The sequence below is a fragment of the Pseudoxanthomonas sp. genome, assembly GCF_036845285.1.
GTDB lineage: Bacteria > Pseudomonadota > Gammaproteobacteria > Xanthomonadales > Xanthomonadaceae > Pseudoxanthomonas_A.
In genome coordinates this window covers 79,135-94,758 of sequence record NZ_DAIUEE010000002.1, presented here as the reverse complement: position 1 = coordinate 94,758, position 15,624 = coordinate 79,135, and the positions used below count along the sequence as shown (strand labels likewise).

General features: G+C 67.0%; 16 protein-coding genes. 2 read left to right on the top strand and 14 right to left on the bottom strand.

The genetic code is table 11. The annotated features are described in order from the left end of the window. Positions 1–51: 51 nt before the first annotated feature. The 10 genes from V7060_RS02850 to V7060_RS02805 all read right to left on the bottom strand — a co-directional run bounded on the left by V7060_RS02850 (position 52) and on the right by V7060_RS02805 (position 7,794). Positions 52–276: a hypothetical protein gene (locus V7060_RS02850; protein WP_334177753.1), complete on the bottom strand. Its 225-nt coding sequence runs from the start codon at positions 274–276 to the stop codon at positions 52–54. Between the two features lie 116 nt (positions 277–392). Continuing rightward, positions 393–1,451, bottom strand: a complete 1,059-nt coding sequence (gene truD / locus V7060_RS02845; protein ID WP_334177752.1) for a tRNA pseudouridine(13) synthase TruD — start codon at positions 1,449–1,451, stop codon at positions 393–395. After that, positions 1,448–1,939 carry a 2-C-methyl-D-erythritol 2,4-cyclodiphosphate synthase gene (ispF, locus tag V7060_RS02840; RefSeq protein WP_334177751.1) on the bottom strand — a complete coding sequence of 164 codons (492 nt, stop codon included), beginning with the start codon at positions 1,937–1,939 and terminating at the stop codon, positions 1,448–1,450. Before ispF ends, truD begins: the two co-directional genes overlap by 4 nt. A 22-nt stretch (positions 1,940–1,961) precedes the next feature. After that, entirely contained in the window at positions 1,962–2,660 is a 699-nt protein-coding gene (gene ispD / locus V7060_RS02835; RefSeq protein WP_334178079.1) for a 2-C-methyl-D-erythritol 4-phosphate cytidylyltransferase, read from the bottom strand. Then, a complete protein-coding gene (ftsB, locus tag V7060_RS02830; protein ID WP_334177750.1) occupies positions 2,657–2,989 on the bottom strand; it encodes a cell division protein FtsB in 333 nt (110 codons plus the stop codon). Before ftsB ends, ispD begins: the two co-directional genes overlap by 4 nt. 3 nt (positions 2,990–2,992) lie before the next feature. Next, positions 2,993–4,279 carry a phosphopyruvate hydratase gene (eno, locus tag V7060_RS02825; RefSeq protein WP_334177749.1) on the bottom strand — a complete coding sequence of 429 codons (1,287 nt, stop codon included), beginning with the start codon at positions 4,277–4,279 and terminating at the stop codon, positions 2,993–2,995. After that, positions 4,276–4,662 carry a hypothetical protein gene (locus V7060_RS02820; protein ID WP_334177748.1) on the bottom strand — a complete coding sequence of 129 codons (387 nt, stop codon included), beginning with the start codon at positions 4,660–4,662 and terminating at the stop codon, positions 4,276–4,278. Before V7060_RS02820 ends, eno begins: the two co-directional genes overlap by 4 nt. Before the next feature lie 89 nt (positions 4,663–4,751). After that, positions 4,752–5,585, bottom strand: a complete 834-nt coding sequence (gene kdsA, locus V7060_RS02815; protein ID WP_334177747.1) for a 3-deoxy-8-phosphooctulonate synthase — start codon at positions 5,583–5,585, stop codon at positions 4,752–4,754. A 152-nt stretch (positions 5,586–5,737) separates the two neighbouring features. Then, on the bottom strand, positions 5,738–7,399 hold the full coding sequence (locus V7060_RS02810) for a CTP synthase (RefSeq protein WP_334177746.1): 1,662 nt from the start codon (positions 7,397–7,399) through the stop codon (positions 5,738–5,740). A 140-nt stretch (positions 7,400–7,539) separates the two neighbouring features. Next, entirely contained in the window at positions 7,540–7,794 is a 255-nt protein-coding gene (locus tag V7060_RS02805) for a hypothetical protein (RefSeq protein ID WP_162336208.1), read from the bottom strand. A 275-nt stretch (positions 7,795–8,069) separates the two neighbouring features. Between V7060_RS02805 and parE the strand changes: the two genes are divergently transcribed. Together parE and V7060_RS02795 are read left to right on the top strand one after the other, a co-directional pair. Then, a complete protein-coding gene (parE, locus tag V7060_RS02800) occupies positions 8,070–9,959 on the top strand; it encodes a DNA topoisomerase IV subunit B (RefSeq protein WP_334177745.1) in 1,890 nt (629 codons plus the stop codon). A 113-nt stretch (positions 9,960–10,072) separates the two neighbouring features. Then, positions 10,073–11,209, top strand: coding sequence for a carboxylate-amine ligase (locus V7060_RS02795; RefSeq protein ID WP_334177744.1), 1,137 nt, complete (start codon positions 10,073–10,075; stop codon positions 11,207–11,209). 4 nt (positions 11,210–11,213) lie between these two features. Here the strand turns inward: V7060_RS02795 and V7060_RS02790 are convergent, their stop codons facing one another. From V7060_RS02790 to V7060_RS02775, 4 genes are read right to left on the bottom strand one after another with little or no spacing between them, the layout of a single operon-like run. Then, complete coding sequence (locus V7060_RS02790) at positions 11,214–12,197, bottom strand: DMT family transporter (protein WP_334177743.1); 984 nt, start codon at positions 12,195–12,197, stop codon at positions 11,214–11,216. A 10-nt stretch (positions 12,198–12,207) separates the two neighbouring features. Then, the gene (gene hutG, locus V7060_RS02785; RefSeq protein WP_334177742.1) at positions 12,208–12,984 is read right to left on the bottom strand and encodes an N-formylglutamate deformylase; all 777 of its coding nucleotides are present in this window, start codon (positions 12,982–12,984) and stop codon (positions 12,208–12,210) included. 34 nt (positions 12,985–13,018) lie between these two features. Further along, complete coding sequence (gene gorA / locus V7060_RS02780; RefSeq protein WP_334177741.1) at positions 13,019–14,374, bottom strand: glutathione-disulfide reductase; 1,356 nt, start codon at positions 14,372–14,374, stop codon at positions 13,019–13,021. Next, entirely contained in the window at positions 14,371–15,621 is a 1,251-nt protein-coding gene (locus V7060_RS02775) for an FAD-dependent oxidoreductase (protein ID WP_334177740.1), read from the bottom strand. Before V7060_RS02775 ends, gorA begins: the two co-directional genes overlap by 4 nt. Positions 15,622–15,624: the final 3 nt, after the last annotated feature.

Below are 15,624 nucleotides of genomic sequence, written 5' to 3'. Positions count from 1 at the left end.
TCGCACGCTGCGGGCACCGCCCAGTGCCTGCGGTCATGGCCTGCCGCGCCCTCAGTGTTGGCTGGGGGTCTTTTCCGCGATGCGGGGCGGATTGACCCAGGTCAGCTGGATGCCGCGCCGCTTGGCGATCCGCTCGACGTAAGCGATGTACTGCTGTTCGGCGGTGAGGGGGCGCTGTTCGGGCGGCGCTGCGGATGTGGCTCCGTGGGTGCTCGCGCATGCAGTCAATACGGCGCAGCAGGACACGACGACGGCAAAACGGATCATGGCGTTCACGGCGATCCCTCCGACAAGGGGAAGATGGTCTGGCCTCGCCTGCGCTCCCCAATGCCACCATCGCGCGACGTGCCTGATGCCGCTTATACGCCGCTGCCAGCGGGCTTCCAGTGCCGTCAGCCGCGTTCCGACGGACGGTCGCCAGCCTGCGACGCGTCGGCGACCTCGCCCAGTTCATGCAGTACCGCCGTGGCGTAGCTGCCCGGCGGCAGCGCGAACTCCAGCCGCAACGCATCGGGCGCCAGCCATGACCACGCCAGGCCCGCCGGAATCAGGCGCAGCGCGCGACGTTCCTGGCGCAGGCCTTCATGCTCCAGTCCCGCGCGCAGCGCCAGCGCGTCATCGTCATGCAATGCGCGTTCTTCGCACGCCCGCGCGTCGGCCAGCGTGCGCGGCTCCCCGGCACCCCACAACGGGCCAGTCGGATGGATGTCGAACTCACCCAGACGCTGCGCCAGCGCATCGCTCCACGGCTCGGGACCGAACACACTGCGGCTGCCCGCGAGCATCCAGACCTCGCCCTCCAGCCCGCGGTTCCAATTCCCCTCCGCAAGCCGCACTGCCAGCACGCGATTGAACAGCTCGGACCGCGCCGCCGATATCAGGATCGAGCGCTGTTCGCGCCTCACGCGTCGCCCGGCGAACATCGCCAGCGCCGCCGCCACGTTGCCGCCGTCGCGACCGAAGCGCTGCTCGCCGAACCAGTTGGGCAGACCATGCGCGGCGACTTCGCGCAGGCGCGCCTCGACGGCATCGGCGTCGCCGCCGACCTCGCGCAGTACGAGTTCGAATCGGTTGCCGGCCAGCGCGCCGCGCGGCAGTTTCCGCGAGTGCCATGTCGAATCGACGACCTTGAAATCATCGTTCGCCAACGCACCCAGGTCGGGGGCCACCTTGCGCGGCAGGTGCACGCTGAAGCGCTGCCGGGTTACGGCGTGCCGATCCTTGAGGCCTGCGTAGCCCACGCCCATCTCGGCGATCCCGGCCCACGCGGCGATGCGCTTTGCGGCGAACGCCGTGTTCATGCCCCGCTTCTCGACGGTCAGCAGCAGATGCTCGCCTTCACCGGACGGCTCGAAACCCGGTAGCTCCTCGACGAAGAAATCCTCCGGTGCGCTGCGGATACGTGCCGACAGCACCGGCACGCCGAATGCGCGGGGCAACGCCTCGCTCACGCCCGCACCAGCAGTACCACGGCCTGCGCCGCAATGCCTTCGCCGCGCCCGGTGAAGCCGAGCGTCTCCGTGGTGGTGGCCTTGATGCTCACCGCATCGACTTCGATGCCGAGCGCAGCTGCAATCTGCTCGCACATCGCCCATGCATGCGGCCCCACTTTCGGCCGCTCGCAGATGACGGTGATGTCCGTGTTGCCGACTCGCCAACCCCGTTCGCGCAGCAGTTGCTCGCAGTGATGCACGAACATGATGCTGTCGGCGCCTCTCCAGCGCTCGTCGGACGGCGGGAAATGCCTGCCGATGTCGCCCAGCGCCAGTGCGCCCAGCATGGCGTCGCACAGCGCATGCAGCACGACATCGCCGTCGCTGTGCGCCAGCACCCCATGATCGTGCGGAACGCGGACGCCGCCGAGCATGATGTGGTCGCCGTCGCCGAAGGCGTGCACGTCGAAACCCTGGCCGATGCGGATGTTCAATGAGTCGGACATTCTTCCTTCTTCCATGGTCGCGTCAGTCGCTCCGCTGCGCGCGCTCATAGGCGAACCGCGCCAGATCCGCCGGCGTGGTGATCTTGAAATTGCTTTCGGAGCCTTCCACCAGCAAGGGGCGCTGCCCCTGAAGCTCCATCGCCATCGCTTCGTCCGTGACTTCGACGCCCGCCGCCATCGCGGCCTCGAGTGCCCGTGTCAGCTGCAGGCGACGGAACAGTTGCGGAGTGAAGGCGCGCCACAGCCGCTGGCGCGGCTCGGTGCCGTCGATGCCGCCATCGTCTCCTGCGCGCTTCAAGGTGTCGCGCACCGGAGCGGCGAGAATCGCACCCACCGGATCGTTGCGTCCCCGTTCGAGCAGTTGCGACAGATCGGCCAGCGCCAGGTTGGGACGCGCGGCGTCGTGCACCAGCACGAAGTCGTCCGCGCGCACGTCGTCAGGCAGCGCGCGCAAGCCCGCCAGCACGGACGCGGCACGGCTCGCACCACCGACGCAGGCATGCACCGGCTTGCCGGAGAACTCCGTCCAGCGCGGCCAGTCGGGATCGTTCTCCGACACCGGCACCACCGCGCCCTCCACCGCCTCGTGCGCGAACAGCGCGGTCAGCGTGTGCGCGATCAACGGCGCGCCGTCCACCACGAGATACTGTTTGGGAAGCTCGGCACCGAAGCGGGTGCCGCGTCCGGCCGCAGGCACGACGGCCCAGATGCGGGCCATCAGGGCGCAGGTTCCGCGTCGACGCCGTCGCCCGTGACAGGCGGTGGCGGAACCGACTCCACCACGCGGTAGAACTTCTCGCCCGGCTTGATCATGCCCAGCTCACTGCGCGCACGCTCCTCGACCGCCGATTCGCCGGACTTGAGGTCCTCGACTTCGGCAGCCAGGGCGTCGTTGCGCTCCTGCAGGCCAGCGTTCTCGCGCTTTTGCACCTCGACCTGCTGCTCCAGCGCAACGACCTGGCCCGAACTGCCGACGCCGAACCAGAACTTGTACTGCAGCCATCCCAGCAGCAGTACAAGCACGAGCAGGAGCCAGGGCGCCTTGCGCATGGATTACTGCTTCAGCGACACGAAGGCGTTGCGACCGGCGTAGCGCGCCTTGGCACCCAGCGCCTCTTCGATGCGCAGCAGTTGGTTGTACTTGGCCACGCGATCGCTGCGGCACAGCGAACCGGTCTTGATCTGCGTGGCCGTGGTGGCCACCGCAATGTCGGCGATGGTGGTGTCTTCGGTCTCGCCCGAACGGTGCGACACGACGGCCGCGTAGTTCGCGTGATGGGCCATCGCGATGGCTTCCAGCGTCTCGGTCAACGTGCCGATCTGGTTGACCTTGATCAGGATGGCATTGGCAGTACCGGACTCGATGCCTTCCTTGAAGATTTTCGGATTGGTGACGAACAGGTCGTCACCGACCAGCTGCACCTTGCTGCCGATGCGGTCGGTGAGCAGCTTCCAGCCCGCCCAGTCGTCCTCGGCCAGACCGTCCTCGATGGTGATGATCGGATACTGCGCAGCCCAGTCGGCCAGGAAGTCGACGAACTGCTCGCTGGTCAGGCGCTTGTTCTCGCCGACCAGGTGGTACTTGCCGTTGTCGAAGAACTCGCTGGACGCGACGTCCAACCCCAGCAGCACGTCATCGCCAGCGGTGTAGCCGGCCTTGCCGATCGCTTCCAGGATGGTATCCAGCGCTTCCACATTGCTGCGGAAGTCGGGGGCGAAGCCGCCCTCGTCGCCGACTGCGGTGCTCAGGCCGTGGCCCTTCAGCACCGACTTCAGCGAGTGGAAGATCTCGGTGCCGGCGCGCAGCGACTCGGCGAACGAGTCGAAGCCGACCGGCAGCACCATGAACTCCTGGAAGTCCACGTTGTTGTCAGCATGTGCGCCACCGTTGATGATGTTCATCATCGGCACCGGCAAGGTGACGTCGTTGCCGTTGGCCAGGTACTTCCACAGTGGAAGCTTCTTCGACGCGGCCACCGCATGGGCGTTCGCCATCGACACGCCGAGTAGCGCGTTGGCGCCCAGCCGGCCCTTGTTTTCGGTGCCATCGATGTCGATCAGGCGGCGGTCGAGGCCTTCCTGGTCGATGGCATCGAAGCCTTTCAGTGCGGTCGCGATCGTCGTGTTGACGTTTTCCACCGCCTTGCGCACGCCCTTGCCCAGGTAGCGGGTCTTGTCGCCGTCGCGCAGTTCAACGGCTTCCTTGGTGCCGGTCGAGGCGCCCGACGGCACCATGGCGCGACCGAAGGAACCGTCTTCCAGCGTGACCTCGGCTTCGAGGGTCGGATTGCCGCGGGAATCGAGGATTTCGCGGGCGTGGATCTTGGCGATGTTGGTCATGGGGTTGATTGGACAGTCGAAGGTTGGGGTTTAAGAGCGATCTGAAGTTCTGCCATCAATTGGCGATGTGGCTCGACATACTCGTAGTACTCCTGCGTCCCCGTCGGAATGCCGTCTACCTCGGGAATGCCGAATCTGGTGCGCTGTAAGTCTACAAAGAAAAGCACTTGTGATCCGACTTGGAGAAAGGCACCACAATTGCTCGTGCTTGTAACTACCACTCCGCTCTTCGGCGGGCTTCCCTTCAGCACCTTGTTCAGCCGGTAAGTCGCAACCACCTGATTGGCTTTGGGATTGCTGGCACTCCGCGGCAGCAGTTCTGCCTTGACGACCTGCGCGATGAATATCTGCTCAGAACGCTCAACGGCCCCTTCAACGCTCATATCGCGATTTGGCGTGGGCGAACACGCGAGAGCATGACCGGCTGCCGTCAGCGAAGCCAGCCCGATTGCATTCGCAATCGAGCGGCAACTCAAACGGTAGACTCCAGGAACCCGTTCTTCTTGGTAATCGCATCCAGCGCCAGCAGCGTTTCCAGCAGCGCTTCCATCTTGTCCAGCGGCCAGGCGTTGGGGCCATCGGACAGCGCCTTGGCGGGATCCGGATGCGTCTCGGCGAACAGACCGGCGACGCCGACCGCGACGGCCGCACGCGCCAGCACCGGCACGAACTCGCGCTGGCCGCCCGAACTGCTGCCCTGCCCGCCCGGCAACTGCACCGAATGCGTCGCATCGAACACGACCGGGCAGCCGGTATCGCGCATCACGCTCAGCGAGCGCATGTCGCTGACCAGGTTGTTGTAACCGAACGATGCACCGCGCTCGCAGACCATGATGTCCTGGTTGCCGGTGGACTTGGCCTTGTCGACGACCGGCTTCATGTCCCACGGCGACAGGAACTGACCCTTCTTGATGTTGACCGGCCTGCCGGCCGAGCAGACCTTCCTGATGAAGTCGGTCTGGCGTACCAGGAACGCGGGCGTCTGCAACACGTCGACGACGGCGGCGACTTCATCCATCGGCGTGTATTCGTGCACGTCGGTCAGTACCGGCACGCCGACCTGCTTCTTCACCGCGTCGAGCACCTTCAGGCCTTCTTCCATGCCCGGGCCGCGGAAGCTGGTGCCGGACGTGCGGTTGGCCTTGTCGAAGCTGGACTTGAAGATGAAGTTCATCCCCAGCCTGCCGGTGATTTCCTTGAGGCGGCCGGCGACGTCGATCTGCAACTGCATCGACTCGATCACGCAGGGACCGGCGATCAGGAACAGGGGCTGGTCCAGGCCGACGTCGAATCCACAGAGCTTCATTCAAACACCTCTCTTTTGAGCCCCTCTCCCCTCGGGAGAGGGGTTGGGGTGAGGGTACGGCGGAATCAGGAAGGCTGGAACATCTGGAACTCCGCCTTACCCTCATCCGCCCCTTCAGGGCACCTTCTCCCGGCGGGAGAAGGAAACAGCATTCAGGCCCGCGCTTCCTTCAACAGCTTGCCGCCTGCCTTCTTCTCGCGCGCGGCGCGGATGAAGCCGACGAACAGCGGATGCCCGTCGCGTGGCGTGGACAGGAATTCCGGATGCGCCTGGCAGGCCAGGAACCACGGATGCACGGTACGCGGCAGCTCCACCATTTCCACCAGCAGGTCGTCCATCGACTTGGCGGCGATCACCAGGCCGGCGTCCTCCAGTTGCGTGCGGTAGCGGTTGTTGAATTCGTAGCGGTGGCGATGGCGCTCGGCCACCACATCCTTGCCGTAGAGGTCGCGCGCCAGTGTGCCTGGCTTGAGGCGCTGCTCCTGCAGGCCAAGGCGCATGGTGCCTCCCAGGTCGGAGCGCTCGTCGCGCTTCTCGACATCGCCCGCGGCGGTGCGCCACTCGGTGATGAGGCCGATCACCGGGTGCGGCGACTGCTTGTCGTTCTCGGTGCTGTTGGCGTCGGCCATGCCGGCGACATGGCGCGCATAGTCGACGACCGCCGCCTGCATGCCGTAGCAGATGCCGAAGTACGGCACCTTCTGCTCACGCGCGAAACGCGAAGTCAGCACCTTGCCCTCGAAACCGCGATCCCCGAAGCCGCCCGGCACCAGGATGCCGTCGACCCCCTGCAGCAGGGCCATGTCGGTGCCTTCCAGTTCCTGCGCCTCGATCCACTTCAGGTTGACGCGCGTGCGCTGGCGCAGGCCGCCGTGCTTGAGCGCCTCACCGACCGACTTGTACGCATCCTGGTGGTCGACGTACTTGCCGACGACGGCGATGGTCACTTCGTCCAACGGATTGAGCGTCGCATCGACCGCGGCCTCCCATTCGGACAGGTCGGCGGCACGGGTGTTCTCGATGCGGAACTGACGCAGCACGATCTCGTCCAGCCCCTGGCCGTGCAGGCCCATCGGGATGCGATACAGCACGTCGACGTCCGGCACGCTGATGACCGCGCGCTCTGGCACGTTGGTGAACAGCGAAATCTTGCGGCGCTCGGAATCCGGGATCGGCTGCTCGGAGCGGCACAGCAGCACGTCGGGCTGGATACCGATCGAGCGCAGCTCCTTCACCGAATGCTGCGTGGGCTTGGTCTTCAGCTCACCCGCGGCGGCGACGTACGGCACCAGCGTCAAGTGCATGAACAGCGCCTTCTCCGGACCGCGCTCGGTGCGGATCTGGCGGATGGCTTCCAGGAACGGCAGCGATTCGATGTCGCCGACGGTGCCGCCGATCTCCACCAGCGCCACGTCGAAACCCTCGGTGGCCTCGTCGATGCAGCGGCGGATCTCGTCGGTGATGTGCGGGATGACCTGTACGGTCGCACCGAGGTAGTCGCCGCGGCGCTCCTTGCGGATCACGTTCTCGTAGATCCGGCCGGTGGTGACCGAGTTCTTGCGGCTCAGGCGCGTGCGCACGAAGCGCTCGTAATGGCCCAGATCCAGGTCGGTCTCGGCGCCGTCGTCGGTGACGTACACCTCACCGTGCTGGAACGGGCTCATGGTGCCCGGGTCGACGTTGATGTAGGGGTCCAGCTTCATCATCGTGACCGTCAGGCCACGTGCTTCGAGAATGGACGCAAGCGAAGCGGCGGCGATGCCCTTGCCTAGCGAGGACACAACGCCGCCGGTAACGAAAATCAGGGGAGTCATGGGCGGGGCTCCGGAAAGCCATAGTCTACAGGCAACGCGTGTCGCCCGGAAGCGCGACACCCCGCCGAAGCGGGGTGTCAGTGAGTCGACTGCGCGCCTGAAACCCTTGTGCGGCAAGGGTTACGGCATAACGACGATGATCAGGGCTTGCGCTCTTCGTCTTCCTCGCCGGCCTTCTTCTGCTGGCCTTCGGCGGCCTTGCGCTGCTTGGCGGCGGCTTCGTTGGCGGCGCGGCGGCGAGCCTTCGCCTCGGGATCGGACGGATCACTGGTCTGGGACTGGTCCTGCTTCGGCTTGTCGGCCTCCGTACCGGTACGGGACTGGGCAAACGCCTGGACCGCGAACAGCGCGCCGATGGCGGCGGCGGACAGCAGCAACAGGTTGCGGGACTTCATGGCAATGCTCCTCGTGGATGGCGGGAATCTGGGGGCGCCGGATGGCGTTCCCAAGGGCATCCATGTCCACGGCGCAAGCCTAGCGCCCGCTGCCCGGCCCTCGACTGAACATGGAAAAAAAGCCGTGCTGGCCGCACACTGCCGCCCGGTCCGAAAGGCCGGACAGGACACCCGGCGCGTCGCGCGCCCTGCGACGGCCCCGTGGCCGACTGTTCCCGCCCTTCGTCATCCCGCGGCGCCCCGGGCGCTGCGCCGTATCGAGAACCTGAAGACCCATGAGCAGTCGTTACAACGCCGCCGACATCGAAGTCCTTTCCGGCCTTGACCCGGTCAAGCGCCGGCCGGGCATGTATACCGACACCGCGCGTCCCAACCACCTGGCGCAGGAAGTCATCGACAACGCCGTGGACGAGGCGCTGGCCGGCCACGCCGGCAGCATCGAGGTCACCCTGTACAAGGACGGCAGCTGCGAAGTCAGCGACGATGGCCGCGGCATGCCGGTCGATATCCACCCGGAGGAGAAGATCCCGGGCGTGGAACTGATCCTCACGCGCCTGCATGCGGGCGGCAAGTTCAGCAACAAGAACTACACCTTCTCCGGCGGCCTGCACGGCGTGGGCGTCAGCGTGGTGAACGCGCTGTCCACGCTGGTGGAAGTGCACATCAAGCGCGAAGGCAGCGAACACCGCATCACCTTCCGCAATGGCGACCGCGCCTCCCCGCTGGAAGTGGTCGGCAGCGTCGGCAAGAAGAACACCGGCACCCGCGTGCGGTTCTGGGCCGATCCGAAGTACTTCGATACGCCCAAGTTCAACGTGCGCGCACTCAAGCATCTGCTGCGCGCCAAGGCCGTGCTGTGCCCGGGCCTGAACGTCACCCTGTTCGACGAAGCCACCGGCGAGCGCGACAGCTGGCACTACGAGGACGGCCTGCGCGACTACCTGCGCGGCGAGATGGCCGGCCGCGAGCTGTTGCCGCCAGAGCTGTTCGTCGGCCAGCTGAAGAAGGACAGTGAAATCGTCGACTGGGCGGTCGCGTGGGTGCCCGAGGGCGAGATCGTCCAGGAGAGCTACGTCAACCTGATCCCGACCGCGCAGCACGGCACCCACGTCAATGGCCTGCGCAGCGGCCTGACCGATGCGTTGCGCGAGTTCTGCGATTTCCGCAACCTGCTGCCGCGTGGCGTGAAGCTGGCGCCGGAAGACGTGTGGGACCGCGTGACGTTCGTGCTGTCGCTGAAGATGACCGACCCGCAGTTCAGCGGCCAGACCAAGGAACGCCTGTCCTCGCGCCAGGCCGCCGGCTTCATCGAAGGCGCCGCGCACGATGCCTTCAGCCTGTGGCTGAACCAGCACGTCGACCTGGGCGAGAAGATCGCGCAGATCGCCATCGAACGCGCCAGCGCACGCCTGAAGACCGAGAAGCAGGTCGTCCGCAAGAAGGTCACCCAGGGTCCCGCCCTGCCCGGCAAGCTGGCCGACTGCATCAGCCAGGACCTCTCGCGCACCGAACTGTTCCTGGTGGAAGGCGACTCGGCCGGTGGCAGCGCCAAGCAGGCGCGCGACAAGGATTTCCAGGCGATCCTGCCGCTGCGCGGCAAGATCCTCAACACCTGGGAAGTCGCCAGCACCTCGGTGCTTGCTTCCGACGAAGTGCACAACCTCGCCATCGCCATCGGCTGCGATCCGGGCAAGGACGACATCAGCGGACTGCGCTACGGCAAGGTCGTCATCCTCGCCGATGCGGACTCCGACGGCCTGCACATCGCCACGTTGTTGACCGCCCTCTTCCTGCGCCACTTCCCGGCGCTGGTGAATGCGGGCCACGTGTTCGTCGCGATGCCGCCGCTGTTTCGCGTGGACGTGGGCAAGCAGGTGTTCTACGCGCTGGACGAAGAAGAAAAGCGGCTGCTGCTGGAGAAGATCGAACGCGAGAAGATCCGCGGCCAGGTCAACGTCACGCGCTTCAAGGGCCTGGGTGAAATGAACCCGTCGCAGTTGCGCGAGTCCACCATCCATCCGGATACGCGTCGCCTGGTGCAGCTGACCGTGGACGACGAACCGCAGACGCATGGCCTGATGGACATGCTGCTGGCGAAGAAGCGTGCATCGGACCGCAAGTCGTGGCTGGAGACGAAGGGCGACCTGGCTTCTCTGGAAGCCTGATTGCGGAAGTTCATAGCTTGGGGCCGTTGCGACGGCCTCGCCATGACAGGTTCGGATCTATCGCGGGGCGCGGTTGAACGGGGCGTTCACTTCCCCGATGCGATAACCGGCGCATGGCAACGGATCGTGACGCCCACCCCTACACCTTCGGCATCGAGGAAGAGTATTTCCTCGTGCGCCGGAATGGCCGCCGGCTGCGGCACATGCCGCGCCGCTTCTTCGATGGTTGCCGCGCTGCGCTGGGTGAGCGATTCGGTAGCGAGATGCTGCAGACCCAGGTGGAAGTGCAGACAGGAATCCACGACGACGCGCGCGCTGCGGAAACCGAACTGGTCGCATTGCGCCGCATCGTCGGCGGCATCGCGGGCGAACACGGCCTGGGGATCCTCGCGGCCGGCACCCATCCGACGGCGCACTGGCGCGGCCAGCGCAGCACCGACAAGCCGCACTACGACCGGGTGATGGACGAGTTGCGGATGCTCGGGCACCGCAACCTGCTGTGCGGCCTGCACGTGCATGTGCAACCGGCGGATCCGGAGCAGCGCGTCTGCCTCATGGCGCGGATGCAGCCTTTTCTCCCGCTCTTGCTTGCGCTGAGCACGTCATCGCCGTTCTGGATGGGGCACGACACGGGGTTGATGGGGTACCGGCAAACCGCGTACCAGGAAATTCCGCGCACCGGCCTGCCCCCGCTGTTCCGCGACCAGGCGGAATACGACCAGTACGTGCAGCGCATGATCGACGGCCGCGCGATCCAGGATGCGCGTTTCCTGTGGTGGGCGTTGCGACCGTCCCTCGCCTTTCCCACGCTGGAACTGCGCGTGACCGATGCATGCACCGATCCACGCGATGCCCTCGCCATCGCCCAGTTGTTCCGCTGCCTCGTCCGGCACCTGGAGCGCCGCCCATCGCTGCATGCCGGCCTGAACGCCGGCGATCAGGCGGTGATCGCGGAAAACCTGTGGCGCGCGCAGCGCCACGGATTCGATGCCGGCCTGATCGACCTCGGCAGCCGGCGCCTGGTGTCGGTGCGCGAGATGCTGGAGAGCACGGTGCAGGCGCTGGAGGACGGCATCCGGCACTTCGATGGCATGACGCAGATCGAACACGTGTGGCGCATCCTCGAGGAAGGCACCAGTGCGCACCGGCAATTGCAGCGGTTCCGCGATCGCAGGCTGGCCGGCGACACCCATGCGGACGCGCTCGCGCACGTGGTGCAATGGCTCGCCGACGCGAGCGTGCCCGCCTAGCTGCTCAACGCGATGCGGTCTTCTGCTGCGAGACCACGAACACGCCGGCCATCACCAGCACCGTGCCTGCGACCTGCCACGGCCCCATCGGCTCGCCCAGCAACACCAGGCTGAGCACGATGGTCGATACCGGACCGATCATGCCGACCTGCGCCGCCAGCGCCGACCCGATGCGCGCCACCGCCATCATCACCGCAAGCACGGGCAGCACCGTGCATACCGTGCCGTTGACCAGCGACAGCGCATAGACCTCCCACGGCAGCACCATCGCCTGCATCGGCCGCAATGCGACGAACTGCAGCAGGCACAGCACACTGGCCACGCTGCTGGCGTACGCGGTCAGCCTCGCCGCACCGACGCGTACGACCAGTTCACCGCTGCCCACCAGGTACAACGCGTAGGCCAGTGCACTGCCGAACACCAGGGCGCCGCCCAGCATGATATCGCCGTCGCCCGCATGCAGGTCGTGCCCGAAGGCCAGCGCCACGCCGGCGTAGCTGACCAGCAGTGCGACCAGCTGACGACGCGAGATCCGCTTGCCGAACGCCAGCCAGCCGATCAACGCCACCAGGGTCGGGGTGAGATAGAGGATCAGCCGCTCCAGCGTGGCGGTGATGTACACCAGACCAGCGAAATCCAGGAAGCTCGCCAGGTAGTAGCCGAGGAAGCCCAGCAACAGGACCCGCCATCTGTCCGCCGCTGACAGCGGCGCGCTGCGCCGTGCCGCCCATGCGCCCATCACCAGGAAGAACGGAAACGCCACCAGCATGCGCAACGCCAGCAACGTCACCGCATCCGCGCCGTAGCGGTAGCCCAGCTTGACGATGATCGCCTTGCCGGAGAACGCGATGGCACCGAAGGCCGCCAGCACCAGGCCGGACCGGCTCGCCACGCCAAGCGCGGGCCGCGCATGCGGCGCTTCCAGCGCTTCGGCCGGCGCGACGTCGAGCGGCTGCGCCAGTTCGTCTTCCGCCTTCGCCTGTGTCATCGCGCCCGACTCACGCCAGCGTGCGTTCCAGCAGGCGACGGATCAGGGCCTGCGTCCGCGCCGCGCGCTCCGGCAGATAGGCGAACGTGTCTTCGTCCATGTAGTTCAGCTGCGCCAGTTCGAGCTGCACGGTCTGGATGCCGCGGGCGACGTCGGCGTAGTGGCGGGTGATGTAACCGCCGCGGAAACGCCCGTTGACGACGAAGCTGAAATCCGATTGCATCGCCAGTTCGGTTTCCAGCGCCAGCTGCAGGGCGGGCGAGCAACTCGTGCCGCCGGCCGTGCCCAGGTTGAAATCCGGCAGGCGGCCGTCGAACAGGAACGGCACCACGCTGCGGATGGAGTGGCCTTCCCACAGCACCACGCGGCCATGCGCATCGCGAATGCGCGCAAGTTCCTGCTGCAATGCGTGGTGATAGGGCCGCCAGTAGCGCTCGACGCGTACCGCGATGTCATCCGGCGTCGGCGCCTGGCCTGGCAGGTACACGGGGTCGCCGCTGAAGCGCACGACCGGGCACAGGCCGGTGGTGTTCTGGCCGGGATACAGCGAGACATCGTCCTCGGGCCGGTTGAGGTCGACGACATAGCGCGAGTACGCCGGCGCGATGATCGAGGCGCCCAGTCCGCGGGCGAATGCATACAGTTCGGCGACATGCCAATCGGTATCGGGCACACGGCGCGCTTCGGGTGTCAGGCGCGCGGCGATGTCATCGGGGAGCGCGGTGCCGTTGTGTGGCAGGCTGATGAACAGCGGCGCGGTGCCGCGGTGCAGGGTGAAGGTGTCCATGCGCCATTGTATCGCCGCGCGCGGCGGGCACCGCTCAGCGCATCAGCACCACTTCCTCGGCACTGGTCGGGTGGAGCGCCACCGTGTCGTGCAGGTCGGCCAGGGTGATGCCCTTCTTCAGCGCCACCGCGAAGCCCTGCAGCATCTCGTCCACGCCTTCGCCCAGCAGGTGCAGGCCGACCACGCGCTTGTCCTCGCCCACCAGCACCAGCTTGAACAGGCTGCGCTGCGGTGTGTCGGCCAGTGCATGCAGCATCGGACGGAAACGGGCGGTCAGCACCGTCACCGCGTCGCCATGCCGCTCGCGCGCCTCGGCTTCCGTCAGGCCCACCCGCCCCACCGGCGGATGCGAGAACACCACGGTCGGGATCTGCGTGTAATCCAGCCGTGCGTCCGCCTGTCCGCCGAACAGGCGATCCATCAGTCGCCGCGCCGCCGCGATCGCGACCGGCGTCAACGCCGCCTGCCCGGTGACGTCGCCCACGGCATGGATGCCGGCAACGCGCGTGTCCTGCCGTTCGTCCACCTGCACGAATCCCTTGGCATCGAGCGTCACGCCGGCCGATTCCAGCCCCATGTCGCGCGTCGTCGCACGACGCCCCGTGGCGAAGATCACCCCGTCGAACCGCTCCGTGCGCGACCCGTCTTCGGCCAGCAGCACCACACCCTCACGGGGTGCGCGCTCCAGCGCCGCCACCGCATGGCCGAACTGCACGCGCACGCCGTGCTGGCGCATGTCCGCAGCGAGTTCGTCGGTGATCTGGGTGTCGAACCCGTCGAGCAGCCGCTGGCCACGCACGAACATCTCCACCTGGCTGCCGAGCGCCTGCAGCACGCCGGCCAGTTCCACGGCGACATAGCCGCCGCCGATGATGGCGACGCGCCCGGGGGCGGCGCACAGGTTGAAGAAATCATCCGAGACCTTGCCCAGTGCCGCACCCGGGATGGCAGGACGCACCGGATGGCCGCCTGTCGCGATCAGCAGATGTTCCGCACCGAGCCGCACGCCGTCCGCATTGACCACGGTGTTCGCATCCAGCAGGCGGCCGCGGCAGGGCATCAGTACCACACCGCTTTCGTCCAGCCGCTTCAGGTAACTGGCATGGATGCCGGCGATGTAGCGCTGGCGATGGACGATGAATTCCTTCCAGTCCAGCGTCGGCGGCACGGTGTCGAAGCCGAGCGACGACGCGAGCGCGATCTTCTGCGACAGCTCCGCTACCAGCCACATCGCCTTCTTCGGCACGCAACCGACGTTGACGCAGGTGCCACCGAGTTCCTTCGGCTCGAGCAGTGCCACCCTGGCGCCGTGCGAGGCCGCGCGGAAAGCGCCGGCCAGGCCACCGGAGCCGCCGCCGATCACGATCAGGTCGAAGGCCTGGGGTTTCATGCGAATCGCTCCGGTCGGTAAGGCGAAGGGTCGAAGGCCGGCGTGCGGCCCGTCATCAGGTCGGCCATCAACTGCCCCGTTGCGGCGCTCATGCTGATGCCCAGCATGCCGTGGCCGGCCGCCATCCAGACGCGCTCGTATCCCGGCGCGCGTCCCAGCAGCGGCAGGTCGTCCCAGGTCATCGGTCGCCAGCCGCACCAGCGTTCATGCACTTCGTTGCCGACCGGTTCGCGCAGGAACTCGCGCGCACCCCGCTCCAGCGCAGACAGCCGCGTCGTGTTGAGCGTGTCGTCGTGACCGGAGAACTCCATCGTGCTGCCGAGGCGGAAGCCGCTGTCCCACACGGTCACGCAGACCGACCGATCCTTCAGCACCATCGGATGGCGCGGCACGAGCGACGGGCGCGAATAGGTGATCGAGTAGCCCTTGCCTGGCTGGATCGGCGCCTTCAGCCCCAGCGTGCGTGCGAACGCGGGCGTCCACGCGCCAAGCGCGATCACCGCGTCGCGTCCGTCGCGCGCGCCCTGCGATGTCGTCAGGCGCACGCCCTCCGCCATCGTTTCCAGCCGATCCACGCGGCAATGCTCCTCGATGATGCCGCCCCGCTCGCGCACCACGCGCGCCAGTTCCGCCGCATAGCGGTCGGGACGCAAGCGCCCATCGCCGGGGAAGCGGATCGCGCCGCTGACGCCCGGCAGCATGGCCGGCTCCTCGCGGGCATAGGCGGCGCCATCGAACAGGCGGGTTTCGATGCCGAAATCCGCGAGCACGGCGGCTTCATCCACGTACTGCTGGAACCTGCGGGGGTCGCGGAAGACGTAGTCGAGCCCCTCCTCTTCGAATTCGCACTGCAGGCGATAACGGCCTACCCAGTCGGCCAGCCGCACTCGCGCATCGTTGAGCAGTGCGGCACGGGACTGCGTGCTCCGGCGCCAGTCGCGTACGTTGCAGCGCGCGGCGAAGCGCAGCAGCCAATGCCACAGGGCGGGATCGACGCGCGGCTTGAGGTAGAGCGGTGCGTCCGGAGTGAACATCCAGCGCAGTGCCTGCGCCACCACGCCGGGTGCTGCCAGCGGCGGCGCGTGGCTGGGCGTGATGGTGCCGCAGTTCCCGTGCGATGCGCCTCCACCGGCCGTGGCGGCGTCCATGATGCGCACGCCGCGACCGGCGTCGAGCAGGGCCACGGCGGTCGCCAGACCGATGGCACCACTGCCGATGATGAGGACGTCGTCGCGGGGGGGATTCACCCC

Bases quoted from the DNA above. Each gene is read 5' to 3' on its own strand.
- ispF (WP_334177751.1), bottom strand. From the start codon at position 1,939: ATGTCCGACTCATTGAACATCCGCATCGGCCAGGGTTTCGACGTGCAC.
- ftsB (WP_334177750.1), bottom strand. From the start codon at position 2,989: ATGCGCAAGGCGCCCTGGCTCCTGCTCGTGCTTGTACTGCTGCTGGGA.
- eno (WP_334177749.1), bottom strand. From the start codon at position 4,279: ATGACCAACATCGCCAAGATCCACGCCCGCGAAATCCTCGATTCCCGC.
- V7060_RS02820 (WP_334177748.1), bottom strand. From the start codon at position 4,662: ATGAGCGTTGAAGGGGCCGTTGAGCGTTCTGAGCAGATATTCATCGCG.
- kdsA (WP_334177747.1), bottom strand. From the start codon at position 5,585: ATGAAGCTCTGTGGATTCGACGTCGGCCTGGACCAGCCCCTGTTCCTG.
- V7060_RS02810 (WP_334177746.1), bottom strand. From the start codon at position 7,399: ATGACTCCCCTGATTTTCGTTACCGGCGGCGTTGTGTCCTCGCTAGGC.
- V7060_RS02805 (WP_162336208.1), bottom strand. From the start codon at position 7,794: ATGAAGTCCCGCAACCTGTTGCTGCTGTCCGCCGCCGCCATCGGCGCG.
- parE (WP_334177745.1), top strand. From the start codon at position 8,070: ATGAGCAGTCGTTACAACGCCGCCGACATCGAAGTCCTTTCCGGCCTT.
- V7060_RS02795 (WP_334177744.1), top strand. From the start codon at position 10,073: ATGGCAACGGATCGTGACGCCCACCCCTACACCTTCGGCATCGAGGAA.
- V7060_RS02790 (WP_334177743.1), bottom strand. From the start codon at position 12,197: ATGACACAGGCGAAGGCGGAAGACGAACTGGCGCAGCCGCTCGACGTC.
- hutG (WP_334177742.1), bottom strand. From the start codon at position 12,984: ATGGACACCTTCACCCTGCACCGCGGCACCGCGCCGCTGTTCATCAGC.
- gorA (WP_334177741.1), bottom strand. From the start codon at position 14,374: ATGAAACCCCAGGCCTTCGACCTGATCGTGATCGGCGGCGGCTCCGGT.